Consider the following 18,603-nt stretch of genomic DNA (forward strand, 5'->3'; position numbering starts at 1 on the left):
AACTTGTCATTCGCTTCGCATAAAATGTGCTGTTCACGTAAGGAGAGGCCATGACGCTCGCAATTTTCGACCTGGACAACACCCTGATCGCCGGCGATTCCGACCACTTGTGGGGGGACTGGCTGGTAGAAAAAGGCATTGTCGACCAGCAACATTACAAGGACACCAACGACCAGTTCTACGTGGATTACCAGAATGGCCGTCTGGATATCATGGCTTACCTGCGTTTTTCCCTGAAAGTGCTGGCCGAGCATGACATGGCACAGCTGCATTTCTGGCGTGAGCAGTTCCTGGCGGAAAAGCTGGATGCCATGTGGCTACCCAAGGCAGAAGCCCTGCTGCAGAAGCACCGGGACCAGGGCCATACTCTGATGATCATCACCGCCACCAACGATTTCGTCACCGCACCGCTGGCGGACCGCCTGGGCGTGGATCACCTGATCGCCACCGTGGCCGAGTGCAAGCGTGAGCGCTATACCGGTAACGTGGCCGGCATTCCCAGCTACCGGGACGGCAAGGTGGAACGGCTGGCAGAATGGCTGCGTGCCAACAACGAAAGCCTTGCCGGCAGCTGGTTCTACAGTGATTCCCATAATGACTTGCCGTTGCTCCGAAAAGTGGACAACCCGGTGGCGGTGGACCCGGATGCCACCCTGGACCGGGAAGCACGGGAACAAGGCTGGCCGGTCATCAGCCTGCGCTGAGATTCATAGAAAGGGGAAGGGGAACCATGCGTTATTTTTTGGCCGCACTGCTGGCACTGGTGTTAAGCGGCTGCGACAGCAACACACCGGAGCCGGCGCCGGCCGAAGAGGCCGATCTGTCGGCCACGATGGCGGACATTCCGGCCACCGACTGGCAGCAAAGTGCGGACAAGGCCTTTCAGGACAATGCCGCCGCATGGCAGCAGGCCCTGGACGATTTCACGCAGAATCGCGAGCAGGCGCAACTGGATGAACTGCGCGATCGCCTGCAAAGCTGGTATGCCGCTTTTGTCGACCATTACCTGCTCGCGGCCAGCCGCTCCTGCCAGCTCGGGCAGCAGGAATTGCTCAACCGCATGGACACCTGGCCGCTCTACCCCGGCTATCTGGATGCCCTGCCGGAATGGCCGGAATCTGGCCTGATCAGCGATCCCTATCTGGAAATGACGCGTAAATCCCTGCGCACCCAACACGGCGCCACCGATGCCAGCGAAGCCAGCCTGGGCTTCGCCGCCCTGTTTGTAGCACTCAATGGCACGGAAGAAGCCCCCAAGGCACTGCCCCTGCTGGCCGGCGATGACGAGATCGCCCTGCGCCGGCGACAATATCTTCAACTCACCGCCGAGCAACTGGTGACCGATGCCAAGCTGCTGTCCGTGGAGGCGCCCCTTGATTCACAGGCCCTGACATGCGGCCTGGAACAAACCCTGGCCCGCCACGCCCGCAAGGACAGCACCGACCTGGAAGCAGAAGGCTTGTTTATTCCGGCAACCGTGCGCGAAGTAAATGCGGAACGGTTGTTGAAGGGTGTGCGCAATATGGATCAGACCGCACTGGAAGCCTGGGCAGAAAAAGCGCCGGGCATTGAGGAGGCCCTAGCAGCATCGAAAAAAGAAGGCCCTGACGCGCTGGCAACCTGGCTGAATCAGCCCTGAAAGAGTAAAACCTTTGTAGGAGCGGCGCTTGAGCCGCGAACCGAGCGAAGCGAGGGGGAACAAGCAGGTTCGCGGCTCAAGCGCCGCTCCTACAAATGCAATCAACACAGGGCAACACGCGGGCCCCAGTCACAAAAAAAGCCCGTCGGATTTTCACCCGGCGGGCTTTTTTTGTGCTGAACGCTACTTAGAAATTGTAGCGGCCGAACACACCGTAGGTATCACGGTCGCCACCGACAATAACGCGGGCGCCCAGATCCACCACCGGGGTCAGTTTAAACAGACCCTGGCCGTAAACACCCAGATCGTCGTCGTACAGATCCATGTAGGTCAGGCCACCGGACAGTTCTAGCTGTTCGGTAGTCGCGTGACGAAGGCCACCGCGCAGCTCGAAACCGATCTCATCATCTGACTTACCCGGATCAAGATCACGGTCATCGTAGATGATGTCGGCGGATGTCACGAAGTCCAGGCCTCGCTGCAACGGCGTGTGAAAGCCGGCACCCGCGGAGAGCCGAGTACCATCCACATCGCCATCACGGAACGGACCGCGATCGTAATCACCATCAAAGAACCCCAGGCTACCACGCAGAAAAATATGCTCATCCAGAGCAAAGGAACCCTCTGCGGTCAGGGCATCCACGTCCACATCGTTGTCCAGATCCCACCGGTCATAGGCCAACTGCCCATAGGTGTAGGAAAAGCCGTTATCGCGAACCATGGAAGTCTGCTGCTCCGCCATGGCCGGTGCAGCAACAGCCAGGGCAATCCCTGACACAAGCAAAGTCTTCTTAAACATAGAAAAGGTCCTCTCAAGTATTGATAAACGGCATCAATGCGCTCGCACTGTAGTGGGGATATGGAGTCGCTGGCGCGCGAGCAGTTCCGCCTTTTTGACAGTTTTATAAAAATTTTCAATGCCGCCGGCAGGTTATAGCACAGGGTTGACCTTGGGGTTACCCTGAAGTTTGACAATCTGTGACAACACGCATGGTTGCGCCCTCACGGCCAATGGAGATCCCGATGCAGACACAGAGGTTCGATATTCAGGGCGCCAGCTGCCAGGGCTGCGTCCGCAAGATTCGCCAGGCGCTTGATCCTGTTGCTGGTGTCGACGATGTGCAGGTGGATCTGGACGCTCAGCAGGTAACTGTCACCGGTAGCGCCGACAGTGCCGACGTGCAGGCGGCGCTGGCCAAGGCCGGTTATGCCGCCGAAGACAAACAGCAGACGGCACCATCATCGCCCGCCAGCACCGATCAGGAGCAGCAACTCGCCATTACCGGCGCCACCTGCGCCGCCTGCGTGCGCACCATCGAAAACGCCCTGCGCAACACGCCTGGGGTCACCCAGGCACAAATGAATTTTGCCGACCGCACTGCCAGAGTCAGTGGATCGGCAGACAGCCAGGCCCTGATCGACGCCGTGGAAAAAGCAGGCTATGGCGCCAGCCCGCTGGACGACAGCGATGACGGTGACGCCCGCGAGGAGCAGGAGCAGCAACACTATCGCAGGCTGTTACGTCATATGTGGCTGGGTCTGGGGCTAGGCGTACCATTAATGGCCTGGGGGCTGCTCGGCGGTGACATGATGGTACGCCCCGGTGAAGCCAGTCAGTGGGTCTGGCTGGGCATCGGCCTGCTGACCCTGGCGGTGCTGGCCACCGCCGGGCGCCATTTCTTTGTCGGTGCCTGGAAGGCGTTTCGCAATCACAACGCCAACATGGATACCCTGATTGCTCTGGGCACCGGTGCCGCCTGGCTCTACTCCATGGCCGTGGTGCTGATTCCCGCTGCCCTGCCGGAAGCCGCTCGTCATGTGTACTTCGAAGCCAGTGCCATGATCATCGGCCTGATCAATCTGGGCCAGGCACTGGAAGTGCGTGCCCGGGGCAAAACCAGCGCGGCGGTAAAACGGCTGCTGGACCTTGGCGCCAAAACCGCCCGGGTGGTCCGCGATGGCAAGGAGCAGGACATTCCGGTGGAGCAAGTGCAGACCGACGATATCCTGCGTGTGCGCCCCGGTGAAAAAATTGCCGTGGACGGCATCGTCGAGGAAGGCGAAAGCCGGCTGGATGAGTCCATGCTCACCGGCGAGCCCATGCCGGTGAGCAAGAGCACCGGTGACACGGTCAGCGCCGGCACCCTCAACGAAGGGGGCACCCTGCTCTACCGGGCCACCGCCGTGGGCAAGGATACCGCCCTGTCGCGGATCGTGGCGCTGGTGAAAAAAGCCCAGGGCAGCAAGCCACCCATCGGCCGCCTGGCCGACGACGTTTCCGCCGTGTTCGTTCCCACCATCATGCTGATCGCCGTGGTCGCTGCCCTGGCCTGGTTCAACCTGGGGCCGGAACCGCGCATCACCCACATGCTGATCAGTGCTACCACGGTGCTGATCATTGCCTGCCCTTGTGCTCTTGGGCTGGCCACGCCCATGTCGGTCATGGTCGGCGTCGGCAAGGCCGCCGAGCACGGCATTCTGATTCGTGAAGGCGATGCGCTGCAGACCAGCAGCAAGCTGGACACCATTGTGCTCGACAAGACCGGCACCATCACCGAAGGCAAACCGGCGCTCACCGAGATTCTCTGCGCCGAAGGCCAGCAGGAAGACACCCTGCTGCAGCTGGCCGCCAGCCTGGAGAGCGGCTCTGAACATCCACTGGCACGCGCCATCGTGGAAGCGGCAGAGCAGCGTGAGCTCACACCCCACCGTGCCGACAATTTCCAGGCCCTCAACGGCAAAGGCGTCAGCGCCACCCTGAACGGCAAACAGTACCGACTCGGCAACCGTCGCTGGCTGGAAAGCGAAGGCATCACCGTCAGCCTGAACAGCGACTCGCTCACCGAGCGTGGCGCCACCCCCCTGTTCCTGGCCGAAGACAACACCCTGCTCGGCATCCTTGGCGTGGCCGACCGTATCAAGGAGGACTCCCGGGAGGCCATTGCCCGTCTGAAAGATCAGGGCCTCACCGTGGTGATGATTACCGGTGACATCCAGGCCAGCGCCGACGCCATCGCCAAACAGGTGGGCGTGGACCAGGTCATGGCGGAAGTGCTGCCCGAGGACAAGGCGAAAAAAGTGCAGTCTCTGCAGGAAGAGGGACGCATCGTGGCCATGGTGGGCGACGGCATCAACGATGCCCCGGCGCTGGCCCAGGCGGATGTGGGCTTTGCCATCGGCACTGGCACCGACGTGGCCATCGAATCCGCCGCCATCACGCTGATGGGCGGCTCCCTGCACGGTGTGGCCGATGCCATGGCGATCTCCTCCGCCACGGTACGCAACATCAAGCAGAACCTGTTCGGCGCCTTTATCTACAACAGCCTGGGCGTGCCGGTGGCCGCCGGGGTGCTCTACCCGCTCACCGGCAGCCTGCTCAGCCCGGTGATCGCCGGCGCGGCCATGTCGCTCAGCTCGGTGACCGTGGTCAGCAATGCCAACCGGTTGCGGCTGTTCAAAACCCAGCGAGACAAGCGATGACCCCGGAACAACTGGCCGCCCAACTGCGCTGCCCCAGTGGCGATGACGGCGCTCAGGTCGCCGACAACATGAATCAGCATAACCAGCCGATCATCGCTGCCAGCTACCAGGCCCTGACGCCATCGGAAGGTGACCATATCGTGGAAATAGGCCCCGGCACGGCGGGCCACCTGCCGGACCTGTTGGCCATGGCCGACGATCTGCACTATACCGGGCTGGACCTGTCACCAGACATGGTGACCCAGGCGCAGCAGCAGCATGGTCATCTGGAACGGGTACGTTTCCTGGCAGGCGATCTGCATGATGCGCCGCTGGCCCCCGGCAGCGCAGACCATGCTGTCGCCATCAATGTGGTGTACTTCTGGGATCCGCTGCTGCCGGCCTTGCTCGCCATCCGCACACTGCTGCGCCCTGGCGGCAAGCTTTGTCTGGGCCTGCGCGATAGACACAGCATGGCCACCCTGCCAGTGTTCCGGCACGGTTTTCTCACCTACGACGGCCCGGATCTGCAACAGGCCCTGAAGACGGCGGGCTTTGTCGACGTTCGCCAGCAGATCATTCCAGAGCAAAGTATCAACGTGATGGGCCAGGTCATGCACAAGACCGGCCTGGTCATCACCGCCCGCAACCCGGAGGTCGTACCATGACACTGCTGATCAATCTTGCCGGCCTGCTGCTGATGGTAGGGATCGTCTGGTGGTTCTGGCTGTCCAAATCCACAACACAGAGCCAGGAAGTCAGCGATCAGGGCGCCACCATCGTGGTCGCCGACGGCGTCTACAGCCCGGCCACCCTGCGCGCCAGGGCCGGGGAGACACTGACCCTGTACTTCGACCGTCGGGATCCTTCCCCCTGCGCCGAGCAGGTGGTGTTTCACGGGCTCGACGTGAGCGAGTTTCTGGAAACGGGTACCATCACCACCGTGACCCTGAACAACCCGCCCGCCGGCGAATACCGTTTCACCTGCCAGATGCAGATGTATCAAGGCAAGTTGATAGTCAGCTGACGCTGGCAGGCCGCACGCACAGAAGAGGAAACACAATGAAAGTATTTTCGGCACTTCTACTGGCTTTTTTGCTGGCCGCCTGTGGCGATGATGCCCCACCCCAGCCCCAGGCCACCGAAGCGGCCCCTGCGGCCCCTGAAGAAGCCAAAACCGCCAGCACCGACAAGGTGATGGAAGTGTACAAATCGCCCACCTGTGGCTGCTGTGGCGCCTGGGTCGATCACATGAAAGACAATGGCTACCAGGTGGTCGTCCACGAACAGCAGAACCTGCAATCCATCAAGGAAAAAGCCGGCATCCTCCCGGGGCAGGGCTCCTGTCATACCGCCTTTATTGGCGACTACGTCATCGAAGGTCATGTGCCCGCCAGCGACGTGGACCGTCTGCTCGCCGAGCGACCCGATGCCAAAGGGCTTACCGTCCCCGGCATGCCTGTCGGTTCCCCCGGTATGGAAATGGGCGACCGCAAAGATGCCTATGATGTGCTGTTGTTCGATGAAGACGGCACCCAGGTCTTCAGCCACCATCCCGGCAACTGATCCCCCCTGTAGGAGCACCTCTCGAGGTGCGAACCCGAGCTCAGGCGAGGGAAATCTATCTGGTAACGTCAAACCTGTTAACCGGTTCGCACCTCAAGGGGTGCTCCTACAGGGGCTTCTTAGACCCATTGCCTGCTCTTCAACCTGTCACACCAACCCGTTACAGTCTCTCCCTTTTGCGTGTAACGAGATACTGAATGCTCCCTCTTCACGACTGGCTACTGTTGGCCAGCGTCTGCGCCCTGGGTGCCATGGCGCCCGGCATCAGCCTGGCGATGATCACCCGCCACACCCTCCATGGCGGTCCCCGAGCCGGGGCCATCGCCGGGGTTACCCATGCCCTGGGAATCGGTATCTGGGCCACCGCCACCGTCACCGGGCTGGCGGTACTGTTCCACCGCTACCCGTCACTGGAACTATTCTTCAGCCTGAGTGGCGCCTTGTTCCTGCTGTGGATGGCCTGGAAAAGCTGGCAGGCGGGCAAGCAACCGCTGGCGCCCATGGATAACTCCAGCCAATTCAACGTCCTGCATGGCGCTGCCCGCGACGGCTTTCTGGTGGCGTTCCTGAATCCGAAAGTGGCCCTGTTTTTCCTCGCCCTGTTCAGCCAGTTCCTGCAGACGGACATGGCCCAGGCCGCCCGCATCCAGATGGTGCTGACCTCCATGTTCATCGATGGCGGCTGGTATGTACTGGTGGCCGTATTGCTGGGCCGAAGCCGTTTTCTGCCGTGGCTGCGGGCCCACCATCACTGGGTGGAAAAAGGCACCGCCGTGTTGCTGGTCGTCATCGCCGCGAGTGTGGTGTGGCAGGCAGCGTGACGTCAGGCATCCTTTAATTTCCTCTTTGACCTTGGGGTAGCACCGAGGTTAATAATGGTTCCATGAAACAATATCTGCGCCTCGATTACCGGTCCTTGCTGGCCGGGCTGCTTGCCACCCTGATGCTGGTGGTGACAAGCAGTGTGTCTGCGCAGGTTTCCTTGAGCCATCTGGATACCGCCCCCCAGCCCCATTGCCATCACCATGCTGACATGGCACAGCCCGACCATGGCGACAGCCAGCACTGCCCCCAGGATGACGGTTGCCAGTGCCTGACCCTGTGCCAGATCAGTGCCACCACCGTCGCCCTGTTCAGCGGGCAGACGGATATCCCCGAGCGCCCCTGGCACCCCGGCCTGGAGACCGGCCTTCACGATGGCATCCACCACCTGCCGTTACGGCCACCGTCCCTGACTGTTTGAGTTCACTGTTCCACTCAAACAATCAGGAGATCCATCATGAAAACCGCACCCCCGTTTTCCCTGCCACGACGCCGTTTCGTGCAGGGCCTGGCGCTCGGAGCCACTGATCTGGGGCTGGGTCTGACATCCGCCCAGCTGCTGGCCCGTCAGGGCCACACCGGCGCCCCCACGCTTACCGGTGACACCTTCCACCTGACTCTGGGTGGCGCCGACGTCAACATCACCGGCAAGACCCGGCCGGCAACCACCATCAATGGCATCGTCCCCGGCCCCACACTGCGCTGGCGCGAAGGCGATACCGTCACCCTCAAGGTCACCAACCTGCTGCCGGAAACCAGCTCCATCCACTGGCATGGCCTGCTGCTGCCGTTTGAAATGGACGGCGTACCGGGGCTGTCATTTGATGGCATCAAACCGGGAGAAACCTTTACCTACCGCTTTCCGATCAAGCAGAACGGCACCTACTGGTATCACAGCCATTCCGGCTTTCAGGAACAGACCGGACTCTACGGTTCCATCATCATTGATCCGAAAACCCCGGAGCCGCACGCCGTGGACCGGGACCAGGTCATCGTGTTGTCAGACTGGAGTGACGAGGACCCGAACCACATCTTCGCCACCCTGAAAAAGCTCAGCCACTACTACAATTTCAACGAACGCACCGTGTTCGACACCCTGCGCGATTTCCGCGACAAGGGCGTGATCCAGACCCTCAAGGATCGCCATATGTGGAACACCATGCGCATGAGCGACCAGGACCTGGCCGACGTGACCGGTTACACCTACACTTACCTGATGAATGGCCAGAGCCCCAACGGCAACTGGACCTGCCACTTCAATCCGGGTGAACGCCTCCGCCTGCGCTTCATCAACGCCAGCGCCATGACCTTTTTCGATATCCGCATTCCCGGCCTGGACATGACCGTGATCGCCATGGATGGCCAGCCGGTCAAACCGGTGCCCTTCCACGAGGTGCGCCTGGGCGTGGCTGAAACCCTGGATGTGATCGTGGAACCCAAAGCGGATCGGGCCTACACCCTGTTTGCCCAGAGTATCGACCGCAGCGGCTTTGCCCGTGGCACCCTGACACCCGACCCGGCCATAGCCGCGCCGGTGCCGGAGATGGACCCGCCGCCGCTGTTGGGCCATACCGAGATGGGCATGGGTGCCATGCAGCACGGCGACAGCCATGCAGGCATGGACCATGACAGCATAACGATGAGCAGCATGGATCACGGCCAGATGGACCATGGGCAGATGAATCACAACATGGACGGCATGAATCACGCCGACGCCGTTCCCTTCGCGGCAGATCCAGACAACCCGGACCTGCCCCGCAGAAACAGCGCCACCGAGCATGCTGCCACTGAATACGGCCCCGGCGTGGACATGCGCGCCATGGCCCCCGGCGCGATGCTCGCCGACCCGGGCATCGGCCTGCGCGACCGGGGCTGGAAAGTTCTCACCTATGCAGACATGGAAACTGAGGGCGGCCCGCCAGACAGTCTGCACCCGGACCGGGAAATCGTACTGCACCTGACCGGCAACATGTCCCGCTACATGTGGAGCTTCAACGGTATTCCATTTGCCGATGCCGTACCGCTGGAGCTGTATCACGACGAACGGGTTCGCATCACCTTGGTCAACGACACCATGATGACCCACCCCATCCACCTGCATGGGCTGTGGAGTGATCTGGAAGTGGGCAATGGCAAGCTGCTGCGCAAACACACCGTCACCGTGAAACCCGGTGAAAAACTCAGCTACCTGGTGCGCGCCGACACCCTGGGCCGCTGGGCCTATCACTGCCATCTGCTCTACCACATGGACGCGGGCATGTTCCGGGAAGTCCGCGTGGTCGACGCTCCAACGGACGGCGACCACTCACACCATGGCGCTCACGGAGAGGACGCATGATGAAAACATCGACCTTTCTGTTCAGCGCCCTGACAGCCATGACCGCCGCCACGCCGGCCTGGTCCATGAGCGAACACCCGCCCCGCTTCAGCAAAGCGCTGGTGGACCAGCTTGAGCTGCGTGACAGTGACGAAGGCACGGTGCTGGGCTGGGATGCCAACGCCTGGTATGGCGGCGACCTGAACAAGCTTTACCTGTCCACGGAAGGCGAACGGCTGATGGACCCGGAACACCACGACGAAGACGCCGGCACGGAAAGCGCCGAAACACGACTCGCCTGGAGCCATGCCTTCGCCCCCTACTGGGACTGGCAACTGGGCTGGCGCCGGGACTGGCAACCGGACAATCCCAACCGGGACTGGGCCAGCCTGGGCATTCAGGGCCTGGCGCCCTACTGGTTCGAGCTCGACGCCCAGTTATTCTTGGGTGAAGACAACCTCAGCGAATTGCGTCTGGAAGTGGAATACGAGCTGATGTTGAGCCAGCGTCTGGCGCTGGTACCGGAGGTGGAAGCCAGCTTCTACGGCAAGGACGATGACGACCTGGGGATCGGCGACGGTCTGGTCGCCATTGAATCCGGCCTGCGGCTGCGCTACGAAATCCGCCGGGAGCTGGCCCCCTACATCGGCATTCATTGGGAAAAACAATACGGTGATACCGCCGACAGGACGCGGGCGGCGGGTGGTGATCCGGAGGAAGCATCGCTGGTGGCCGGGATCCATTTCTGGTTCTGAAAAACGCGAAGGCAGCAATCTTGCGTAGGGTGCCACTGAGCCTGAGGCGAACTGCACCGTTGGTTGATGGTGGTTGGTGCAGTTCTACTTAGGCTCAGTGGCACCCTTCAGGGCCCCTTATGCCGAGGTGTTGTCGTATTCCTCGTTTTCCAGAACCCGCAGTTCCTTGTTGTTCTGGATCTGGATATCCAGGTCACGCAGGCGGCCATCGCCGATACCGTAAATCCAGCCATGGATCGTCAGTGGCTGATCGCGGCGCCAGGCTTCCTGGACCACGGTAGTGTTGGACACATTGATCACCTGACGCGCCACATTCAGCTCGCACATGCGATCCAGTTGGGCCTTGTCATCCGGCAGCTTGACCAGGTGCTTGCGGTTGCGCAGATACAGCTCACGTACCTGCCGCAGCCAATTGTCGATCAGGCCATGGGGTACATCTTCCATGGAAGCCTTTACCCCGCCGCAGCCATAGTGGCCCACCACCATGATGTGCTTCACCTTCAACACGTCTACGGCAAATTGCAGCACCGACAGCAGGTTCAGGTCGGTGTGGTTCACCAGGTTGGCCACATTGCGATGCACGAACAGCTCACCGGGCATCAGCCCGACCACCTCATTGGCGGGCACGCGGGAATCCGCGCAGCCAATCCACAAATACTGTGGGCTCTGCTGCTCGCCCAGCGCCTTGAAGAACCCAGGATGCTCCTCCTCGATGTCATGACGCCACTGCTCGTTGTTGGTAAAGAGTTCAGGAAGGGATTTCATGGTCTCTCGCTTGGTTACGCATTCACGCTACACGCAGCATATTTGCACGCTACATACTAAAGGCTTTCTGGAGCATCCCCTCTGCCTTGAAGGGGGACGAAGGCGGCGACTAACCACCGGTCATATTCATGAACCGTACCAGTTGCTCGCCCGGTGCCAGATTGAAGTCGTGCCGCTCCGGTTTGATGGCCATGGCATCAATGATTGCCTGACGCAGGGGGGCATCCTCCGTGGGGTGCGCCCGCAGTACTGCCCGCAGGTCCACACTGTGCTCGTGCCCCAGGCACAGAAGCATACGGCCCTCGGCGGTAATTCGCACCCGATTACACAAATGGCAAAAATTTTGTGAGTGGGGAGAGATAAACCCGATGCGGCTGTCACTGCCCGGCACCTGCCAGTAGCGGGAGGGCCCACCGGTTTTGTCCGCCATGGGCACCAGGGTCAGGCGCTCAGAGAGCTGATCCCGTAACGCTTCGGAGGAGACAAACTCCAGCGCCCGATCATGTTCACTGATGGCCCCCAGGGGCATTTCCTCGATAAAGGAGATATCCAGCCCCCGCGCCAGGGCGAAATCCACCAGTGCCGGCACCTCATCCTGATTGCGTCCGCGCAGGATCACGCTGTTCAGCTTGATACGGCGGAAACCGGCCCGGCGGGCCGCCTCGATCCCCGCCAGAACCTTGCTCAAATCACCGGTGCGCGTGAGGGCCCGAAACCGCTGCGGATCCAGGGAATCCAGGCTGATATTGAGCCGATCCAGCCCACCGGCCTTCAATTCACCGGCAAAACGGCCCAGTCCGGCGCCGTTGGTGGTCATATTCAGTTCATCCAGACCCGGAAGTGCACCAAGACCACGCACCAGATGCGCCACGTTACGGCGCACCAACGGCTCGCCACCGGTAAGTCGGATTCGCCTTACCCCCAGCGACACCAGAACCCGCCCCAGCCGCCCCATCTCCTCCAGAGTCAGCACCTGGGCCCGGGGCACAAAGGTCATATCCTCCGCCATGCAGTACACACAGCGGAAATCACAGCGATCCGTCACCGACAGCCGCACATAGTCGATAGTGCGGCCGAAACGGTCCTGTAGTAGCGGATTGTCAGTGAAAGTGTCAGCGGCCATGGCGGTACTGTAGCAAATGCGGGGCCAAGCCGGGGAACCGGCGCTTACTCGGGCAATAACCTCCCGGTTCCGCCCTCCTGTGGAGCCCTTCGTGGCTCCCCAGCCCCTGATGGCTACCCCACGCCCGTCGGCCGGGACTGGCTCCGGTTGGTCAGGCCCTTGCCGGTCTTGTTAGAATGTTCGCCGACCTGAATGCGGGGCGCTGCCGGACCATGAAACGCCATGTCCGCCATACCCCCTTCATTCCGAATTCATCTACCCCTAAAGGGTTTCCATGCAAATTTCAGAAAACTCCGTAGTGTCTATCCACTACACGCTCACTAACAAAACCGGCGAGACCATTGATTCTTCTATCGAGCGTGGCGAGCCCCTGGCCTACCTGCACGGCGCGGGCAACATCATCCCCGGCCTGGAAAACGCCCTGGTGGGCAAGGCTGCCGGTGACAAGCTGGACGTAACCGTCACCCCGGAAGAAGGCTATGGCGAGCGTCACGAGCAGCTGATCCAGCAAGTGCCGAAAACCGCCTTCGAAGGCAACGAAGAGAATCTGCAGCCGGGCATGCAGTTCCAGGCTCAGACTGAAGCAGGTCCTCGCATCTTCACCATCACTGCTGTGGAAGGTGAGGAAGTGACCGTTGATGGCAACCACCCGCTGGCAGGTGAAACCCTGAACTTCGCCGTGGAAGTCACCGAGGTGCGTGAAGCCTCCGACGAAGAGAAAGAACACGGCCACGTACACGGCCCGGAAGGTCACGACCACTAAGGTCTGCACCTCCCGCAAAAAAGGCGCCTCTGGCGCCTTTTTTATTGTCCCTTGCTCCCCCAAGACTAACCTGACAGTGAAAGCAAGGTGAAAATCTTGCCGTTTTCTCCCTTCTTTTTTAACAAAATGACTCCCTGCCCCGGCTTACTTCAGCTTCTTGTTGTGGATTGTGCACAATTTTGTAAAGCCATATTGAATGTATACTCAGCGCCCAAATAGGATCGATGCTCTTTGATATTTCTGTGTTTCACGGGAGAGCGTCATGCGCTACATAACGATACTAATTCTTTCCGCTTTGCTTTCGAGTATTTCCCTTTCCGCTCATGCGCTGGAAAAACGAAAATTCTGTGTTTTCGACATCATCGGCGCCAACGGCGACATCTATAACATCATGAAGGACTACAAGACCGCCGCCGTTGCATGGGGCGTGGATGTGGAACTGAAACCCTTCACCGATGAAAAGATCGCTGCTGAAGACCTGAAAGCCGGGCAATGCGATGCAGCGGTTCTTACCGGTATTCGCGGCCGCCAGTTCAACAGCTTCACCGGCAGCATGGATTCCATTGGCGCCATCCCCAGCTACGACGCGATGAAAACAGTCATTTCCGTCATTGCCAGCAACACGCCATCCATCAACAAACAGATGATTTCCGGCCCCTATGAAGTGGGCGGTGTTGTTCCCATGGGTGCTGCCTTTCTTTTTCTGAAAGATCAGGAATTGGATACCGTTGAAGAGCTGTCAGGCAAATCCATTGCGGTGCTTGAATATGACAGTGCCCAGGCAAGCATGGCATCCCGGGTGGGCATGTCACCGGTGATGTCAGACATCACCAACTTTTCCACCCGCTTCAATAATGGTTCTGTGGATATCTGTTTTGCACCGATCATGGGCTTCTCTGCGCTCGAGCTATACAAGGGCATGGCGCCGGATGGCGGCATCCTGGATTACACCCTCGGCCAGCTCAGTGCCCAGATCATTCTCAAGAAGGACAAGTTCCCGGCGGATTATGCCCAGCAGTCCCGGGAATTCATGTATGGCCAATTTGACCGTGCCATGCGCCTGATTGAGAACGCCAGCAACGAAGTTGATGATAAGTGGTGGATCCGGATCCCGGACGCGGACAAGTTGCGCTACGACGAGATGATGCGTGAAGCGCGAGTCGCTCTGACTAAGGACGGCGTCTACGACAAATCGATGATGGGCCTGCTCAGAAAGGTTCGCTGCAAGCTGGAACCGACACGGGCGGAATGCGTTAACCCGATGGAATAATGTCTCTCGGGCCGGGAGGAGCTCTCTCCCGGCCCTGTCTTTCAGGACCAACTCACAGCACGGATAGCAGTCTCTCTGTATCCAGATGTTCCTCGATCAAATCTGCCAGCCGGTCCAGATCCTTCTGTCGATGATCATCGTAATCCACCGCCCGCTCACCACGAAGTCCCGCCCATTGCAGTATCCCGTTGCAGGCCTCGGCACGATCGAACAGGCCATGTAGGTAACAGCCCATGACCTGACCATCGTCGCTGATGGCGCCCTCGTTACGTTCTCCCAATTGCAGCATGGGCCGCAACAACGCCGATCCTTCACTAACGCCGCTGTGAATCTCATAGCCATGAATGGCAGTATCAGCAGGGAGAAAAACGCCCTGTACATTACGCAGCTGCTTGCCGGCAATCAGCCGTGTGGTCATGGCCAACCAACCCAGGCCAGTACTACTGCCGGCATTGCTTTCCAGCCCGTCAGGATCGTCAACCCGGTCCCCCAACATCTGAAAGCCCCCACAGATACCCAGCAGCTTGCCGCCGTAACGCAGATGTTTTTCGATCTGCGAGTCCCAGCCCTGCTCACGCAGGAAGGCCAGATCGGCGCGGGTCGCCTTGCTGCCGGGCAGAATCACCAGGTCCGCCGCCGGCCAGGTATCACCCATTTTCACAAAGCGAAGGTCCACCTGGGGATGCAGGCGCAAGGGGTCGAAATCATTGTGATTGCTCATGCGCGGCAGCAACGGCACCACCACCTTGAGCGAACCACTGTCATGATCTCCCTGCTCCGCCACCGCGTCTTCCGCATCCAGGGTCAGGCCATGCAGATAGGGCAGCACCCCGAACACCGGTTTGCCGGTACGGTCTTCCAGCCAGTCCAGCCCGCCCTGCAACAATGACAGGTCACCGCGAAAACGATTGATGACAAAACCCAGGGTACGTTGCTGCTCTGTTTCAGAAAGCAGATCCAGCGTACCGGTGAGATGGGCGAACACCCCACCGCGATCAATATCCGCCACCAGGATCACCGGACAATCCACCATCTCGGCAAAGCCCATATTGGCGATATCGTTTTCACGCAAATTGATTTCCGCCGGGCTGCCCGCCCCTTCAGCAATAATCACATCATAGCGGTTCGACAGGTCCGTCCAGGCCGCCAGCACCGCCTCACGAGCGCTCTTCTTGTAGATGTGATAATCCAGCGCCTGCATGTTGCCCAGTACCTGGCCACGGAGTATCACCTGGGCACCCATATCGGTCTGCGGCTTCAGCAGCACCGGATTCATATCACTGTGCGGCTCAACTCCGCAGGCCAACGCCTGCAATGCCGTAGAACGCCCAATCTCCCCACCGTCCACAGTCACCGCACTGTTCAACGCCATATTCTGCGGCTTGAACGGCGCCACCGAATACCCCCGCTGCGCAAACCACCGACACAAGGCGGCCACCACCGTACTTTTTCCGGCGTCGGAGGTGCACCCCTGAACCATCAAAGTCAGTTGACAGTTGATAGTGGACAGTTGACAGCTAGAACCTGGATTTTCACCGCCTGTCTTCAACTTTCACCTCAACGTTTTTTCGCCTTTCGCTGTCAACTTTCAACTGTCAACTGCCTTCAAAGCTCCACGCCCTTCTGCGCCTTTACCCCAAGATCCGTGAACGCATGCTTCACCACTTTCATCTCGGTGACGGTGTCGGCGAGTTCGATCAATTCCTTTGGTGCATAGCGACCAGTGACAACGGCGTGCTGCATGGCGGGGCGGTTTTGCAGATCGTCGAGCACGGTATCCAGATCCAGATACTCGTAACGCAACGCGATGTTCAGTTCATCCAGCAACACCATGTGATAGCTGTCGTCCTGCAACATTTTTTTGGCGATATCCCAGGCAGCACTGGCGGCAGCCACATCCTTTTCCCGGTCCTGGGTATCCCAGGTATATCCCTCGCCCATGACGTGATAATCCACGTTGGGCAGATCACGAAAAAAGGCTTCCTCGCCGGTACTGAACGCGCCTTTGATAAACTGCACCACCCCCACCTTCATGCCATGCCCCAGAGCCCGGGCCAGCATACCGAACCCGGAACTGCTCTTGCCCTTGCCGGGGCCGGTAAGCACCAGAAGGATCCCCTGGTCCTTGTCCGCATTGGCAATCCGCTCACGCATGATTTGCTGTTTCTTTTCCATCCGCCAGGCATGACGCTCAGGACTTTTAGGATCCGGTTTCATACTGTTTTCCATTTTTTGGTTCTTTTCTCAACGCTTTTGAATTTCGTTATTAATCTGGGCAATTAAGAAGACATGTCTTCTGAAGGCTCACTCCGTAGGAGCTATGCTTGCATGGCGAACTGGCGAGCGATCTGCGCAAGCAGGTTCGCCATGCAAGCATAGCTCCTACAGCCTATTAACAGTTTTCACCCCGGCACAAACACCGGCGCGCCGTTGATCTGCCCCACACTGAGCTTCTGGTCATAAAGTCGCTCCAGCGCCTCTGGCACCAGCATGGTCTTGGCGGGCCCGAAGCACAGCTCGCCATCGGGATAGAGCAGTAGCAAATGGTCACACCAGCGGGCCGCCAGATTCAGATCATGCAGGCACATGAATACTGCCGCGCCCTGCTCCGCCTGGCGGTGCAGCAGCTCCATCACCGCTACCTGATGATGCAGATCCAGATGATTGGTGGGCTCGTCTGCCAGCCAGATGGCCGGCTGCTGGGTCAGGGCCGTGGCAATGGCCACCCGCTGGCGCTCGCCCCCGGACAGGGTGCTGACCAGCCGATCACTGAGCAGACGCAGGGACAGGGCATCCATGGCCTGGTTGGCCAGACGAAGATCACTGCCACTTTCCCGCTGCCAGGGGGAAAGAAAAGGATGACGGCCAATCAACACGGTTTCCTGCACCGTGGCAGGAAAACTGTCCTGACGTTCCTGAAACACCACCGCCAGTTTTTTCGCCAGTTGCCGGCGGCGCAGTTGAGTCAGGCATTCGCCATCCAGCAACACCTGGCCACTGCGCGGCGGCCTTAACCCCGCCAGGGTATGCAGCAGCGTGGACTTGCCTGCACCATTGGGGCCCAGAACGCCCCAGCGCTGGCCCGGCAGAATCCGCGCGGTAAAGGGCTGGCCTGCCGAACGGCCAGGAATATCGACCACCATATTGCTGGCTTCGAGAATCGCCATCACCGACTCCGATACAGCAGGAAGAGGAAAGTGGGCACCCCGAGCAGGGCGGTGATCACGCCCACCGGCAACTGCTCTGGCGCCATCAGGGTTCGCGCCAGGGTATCGGCGATGGTCAGCAAGGCGCCGCCGGCCATGACACTGGCCGGCAGAATGATGCGCTGATCATTGCCCAGCACCAGCCGCAGCATATGCGGCACGATCAGCCCCACAAAGCCCACACTGCCGGCGGTGGTTACCGCCACCGCCGTCAGCAGGCTGGCCAGCCCATAGACCAGCCAGGCAAGCGGCTTCACTGCCACACCCAGAGCCGCCGCCTGTAATGGCCCCCGGGCAAGCACATTGAGGCTGCGCCCCAGCGGCAGCGTGACAATCAGCACCGGGATCAACACCATCCAGGCCAGCCACGGCGAGCGGGCGTAACTCAGGTCGCCCATCAACCAGTAGAGCATGCCGGGCAAGCGGTCCGCCGGGCTCAGCGACAGCATGAAGGTAATCAATGCCCCCCAGCCGGCGGCGATGACCACGCCGGTCAGCAGCAAGCGAGTCGGCGTCCAGCTACCCCGCCCCTGGGCGAGGCCAAAAACCAGCAGGGTGGACAGCAGGGCACCGGCAAAGGCGGAGCCGGAAACCATCGCCGTCCCCAGCCCCAGCAACATGGACGCCAGCGCCCCCACCGCCGCACCGCCAGAGATACCCAGCACATAGGGATCGGCCAGCGGGTTGCGCAGCAGCACCTGCATCAGGGCACCGGCCAGTGCCAGCAGGCCACCGGTGGCAAACGCCGCCATGGCACGAGGTAATCGCAGGGAAAATACCAATTCGCCAAACAAGGGATCGCCCCGCCCGGCAACTGCCATCCACAACTCCGTGAGGCTCATGGAGACACTGCCCACAGTCACCGCCACCAGCAATGCCAGCGCACCCAGTGCCGCCAGCATCAGCAGGGAAGAGACA

Annotated in this window: 19 protein-coding genes; 12 read left to right on the plus strand and 7 right to left on the minus strand. The window is 60.2% G+C overall.

The genetic code is table 11. The features are described from left to right. The first annotated feature begins 50 nt into the window (after positions 1-50). Both ACMG4M_RS15600 and ACMG4M_RS15605 read left to right on the plus strand, forming a co-directional pair. Positions 51-704: an HAD family hydrolase gene (locus ACMG4M_RS15600; RefSeq protein ID WP_414430361.1), complete on the plus strand. Its 654-nt coding sequence runs from the start codon at positions 51-53 to the stop codon at positions 702-704. Positions 705-730: 26 nt separating this feature from the next. Further along, entirely contained in the window at positions 731-1,639 is a 909-nt protein-coding gene (locus ACMG4M_RS15605) for a hypothetical protein (RefSeq protein ID WP_414430362.1), read from the plus strand. Positions 1,640-1,826: 187 nt separating this feature from the next. On the opposite strand, the gene ACMG4M_RS15610 is transcribed toward ACMG4M_RS15605, so the two are convergent. After that, complete coding sequence (locus tag ACMG4M_RS15610) at positions 1,827-2,438, minus strand: outer membrane beta-barrel protein (protein WP_414430363.1); 612 nt, start codon at positions 2,436-2,438, stop codon at positions 1,827-1,829. A gap of 224 nt (positions 2,439-2,662) precedes the next feature. Here ACMG4M_RS15610 and ACMG4M_RS15615 point away from each other — a divergent pair, with 224 nt between their 5' ends. The 8 genes from ACMG4M_RS15615 to ACMG4M_RS15650 all read left to right on the plus strand — a co-directional run bounded on the left by ACMG4M_RS15615 (position 2,663) and on the right by ACMG4M_RS15650 (position 10,558). Next, positions 2,663-5,119 (plus strand): heavy metal translocating P-type ATPase, encoded by a 2,457-nt coding sequence (locus tag ACMG4M_RS15615; protein ID WP_414430364.1) that lies wholly within the window; start codon positions 2,663-2,665, stop codon positions 5,117-5,119. Further along, complete coding sequence (locus ACMG4M_RS15620) at positions 5,116-5,766, plus strand: class I SAM-dependent methyltransferase (protein ID WP_414430365.1); 651 nt, start codon at positions 5,116-5,118, stop codon at positions 5,764-5,766. Before ACMG4M_RS15615 ends, ACMG4M_RS15620 begins: the two co-directional genes overlap by 4 nt. Further along, positions 5,763-6,125: a cupredoxin domain-containing protein gene (locus tag ACMG4M_RS15625; RefSeq protein WP_414430366.1), complete on the plus strand. Its 363-nt coding sequence runs from the start codon at positions 5,763-5,765 to the stop codon at positions 6,123-6,125. The genes ACMG4M_RS15620 and ACMG4M_RS15625 overlap by 4 nt, the downstream gene beginning before the upstream one ends. 35 nt (positions 6,126-6,160) lie before the next feature. Then, on the plus strand, positions 6,161-6,664 hold the full coding sequence (locus ACMG4M_RS15630) for a DUF411 domain-containing protein (protein ID WP_414430367.1): 504 nt from the start codon (positions 6,161-6,163) through the stop codon (positions 6,662-6,664). Positions 6,665-6,861: 197 nt separating this feature from the next. Beyond that, positions 6,862-7,485 carry a LysE family translocator gene (locus ACMG4M_RS15635; RefSeq protein WP_414430368.1) on the plus strand — a complete coding sequence of 208 codons (624 nt, stop codon included), beginning with the start codon at positions 6,862-6,864 and terminating at the stop codon, positions 7,483-7,485. A gap of 62 nt (positions 7,486-7,547) precedes the next feature. Beyond that, positions 7,548-7,907, plus strand: a complete 360-nt coding sequence (locus ACMG4M_RS15640) for a hypothetical protein (protein WP_414430369.1) — start codon at positions 7,548-7,550, stop codon at positions 7,905-7,907. Between the two features lie 36 nt (positions 7,908-7,943). Next, the gene (locus ACMG4M_RS15645) at positions 7,944-9,824 is read left to right on the plus strand and encodes a copper resistance system multicopper oxidase (protein ID WP_414430370.1); all 1,881 of its coding nucleotides are present in this window, start codon (positions 7,944-7,946) and stop codon (positions 9,822-9,824) included. Then, positions 9,821-10,558, plus strand: a complete 738-nt coding sequence (locus ACMG4M_RS15650; RefSeq protein ID WP_414430371.1) for a copper resistance protein B — start codon at positions 9,821-9,823, stop codon at positions 10,556-10,558. Before ACMG4M_RS15645 ends, ACMG4M_RS15650 begins: the two co-directional genes overlap by 4 nt. A gap of 117 nt (positions 10,559-10,675) precedes the next feature. Here ACMG4M_RS15650 and can read toward each other — a convergent pair whose 3' ends face one another. After that, positions 10,676-11,323 (minus strand): carbonate dehydratase, encoded by a 648-nt coding sequence (gene can / locus ACMG4M_RS15655; RefSeq protein WP_035245321.1) that lies wholly within the window; start codon positions 11,321-11,323, stop codon positions 10,676-10,678. A gap of 109 nt (positions 11,324-11,432) precedes the next feature. Then, entirely contained in the window at positions 11,433-12,446 is a 1,014-nt protein-coding gene (moaA, locus tag ACMG4M_RS15660; RefSeq protein ID WP_272961981.1) for a GTP 3',8-cyclase MoaA, read from the minus strand. 274 nt (positions 12,447-12,720) lie between these two features. On the opposite strand from moaA, the gene ACMG4M_RS15665 reads away from it, so the two are divergent. Beyond that, positions 12,721-13,209, plus strand: coding sequence for an FKBP-type peptidyl-prolyl cis-trans isomerase (locus tag ACMG4M_RS15665; protein ID WP_035245325.1), 489 nt, complete (start codon positions 12,721-12,723; stop codon positions 13,207-13,209). 262 nt (positions 13,210-13,471) lie between these two features. Beyond that, complete coding sequence (locus tag ACMG4M_RS15670) at positions 13,472-14,479, plus strand: putative solute-binding protein (protein ID WP_272961980.1); 1,008 nt, start codon at positions 13,472-13,474, stop codon at positions 14,477-14,479. Positions 14,480-14,531: 52 nt separating this feature from the next. Here the strand turns inward: ACMG4M_RS15670 and ACMG4M_RS15675 are convergent, their stop codons facing one another. The 4 genes from ACMG4M_RS15675 to ACMG4M_RS15690 all read right to left on the minus strand — a co-directional run bounded on the left by ACMG4M_RS15675 (position 14,532) and on the right by ACMG4M_RS15690 (position 18,587). Next, positions 14,532-15,959 carry a cobyric acid synthase gene (locus ACMG4M_RS15675; protein ID WP_414430372.1) on the minus strand — a complete coding sequence of 476 codons (1,428 nt, stop codon included), beginning with the start codon at positions 15,957-15,959 and terminating at the stop codon, positions 14,532-14,534. Positions 15,960-16,084: 125 nt separating this feature from the next. After that, positions 16,085-16,696 (minus strand): cob(I)yrinic acid a,c-diamide adenosyltransferase, encoded by a 612-nt coding sequence (gene cobO / locus ACMG4M_RS15680; RefSeq protein ID WP_035245542.1) that lies wholly within the window; start codon positions 16,694-16,696, stop codon positions 16,085-16,087. A 185-nt stretch (positions 16,697-16,881) separates the two neighbouring features. Then, a complete protein-coding gene (locus tag ACMG4M_RS15685) occupies positions 16,882-17,646 on the minus strand; it encodes an ABC transporter ATP-binding protein (RefSeq protein ID WP_414430373.1) in 765 nt (254 codons plus the stop codon). Further along, positions 17,646-18,587 carry a FecCD family ABC transporter permease gene (locus ACMG4M_RS15690; RefSeq protein WP_414431146.1) on the minus strand — a complete coding sequence of 314 codons (942 nt, stop codon included), beginning with the start codon at positions 18,585-18,587 and terminating at the stop codon, positions 17,646-17,648. The genes ACMG4M_RS15685 and ACMG4M_RS15690 overlap by 1 nt, the downstream gene beginning before the upstream one ends. Positions 18,588-18,603 lie beyond the last annotated feature (16 nt).

The organism is Alcanivorax sp. IL3 (genome assembly GCF_047495465.1).
Lineage (GTDB): Bacteria > Pseudomonadota > Gammaproteobacteria > Pseudomonadales > Alcanivoracaceae > Alcanivorax > Alcanivorax jadensis.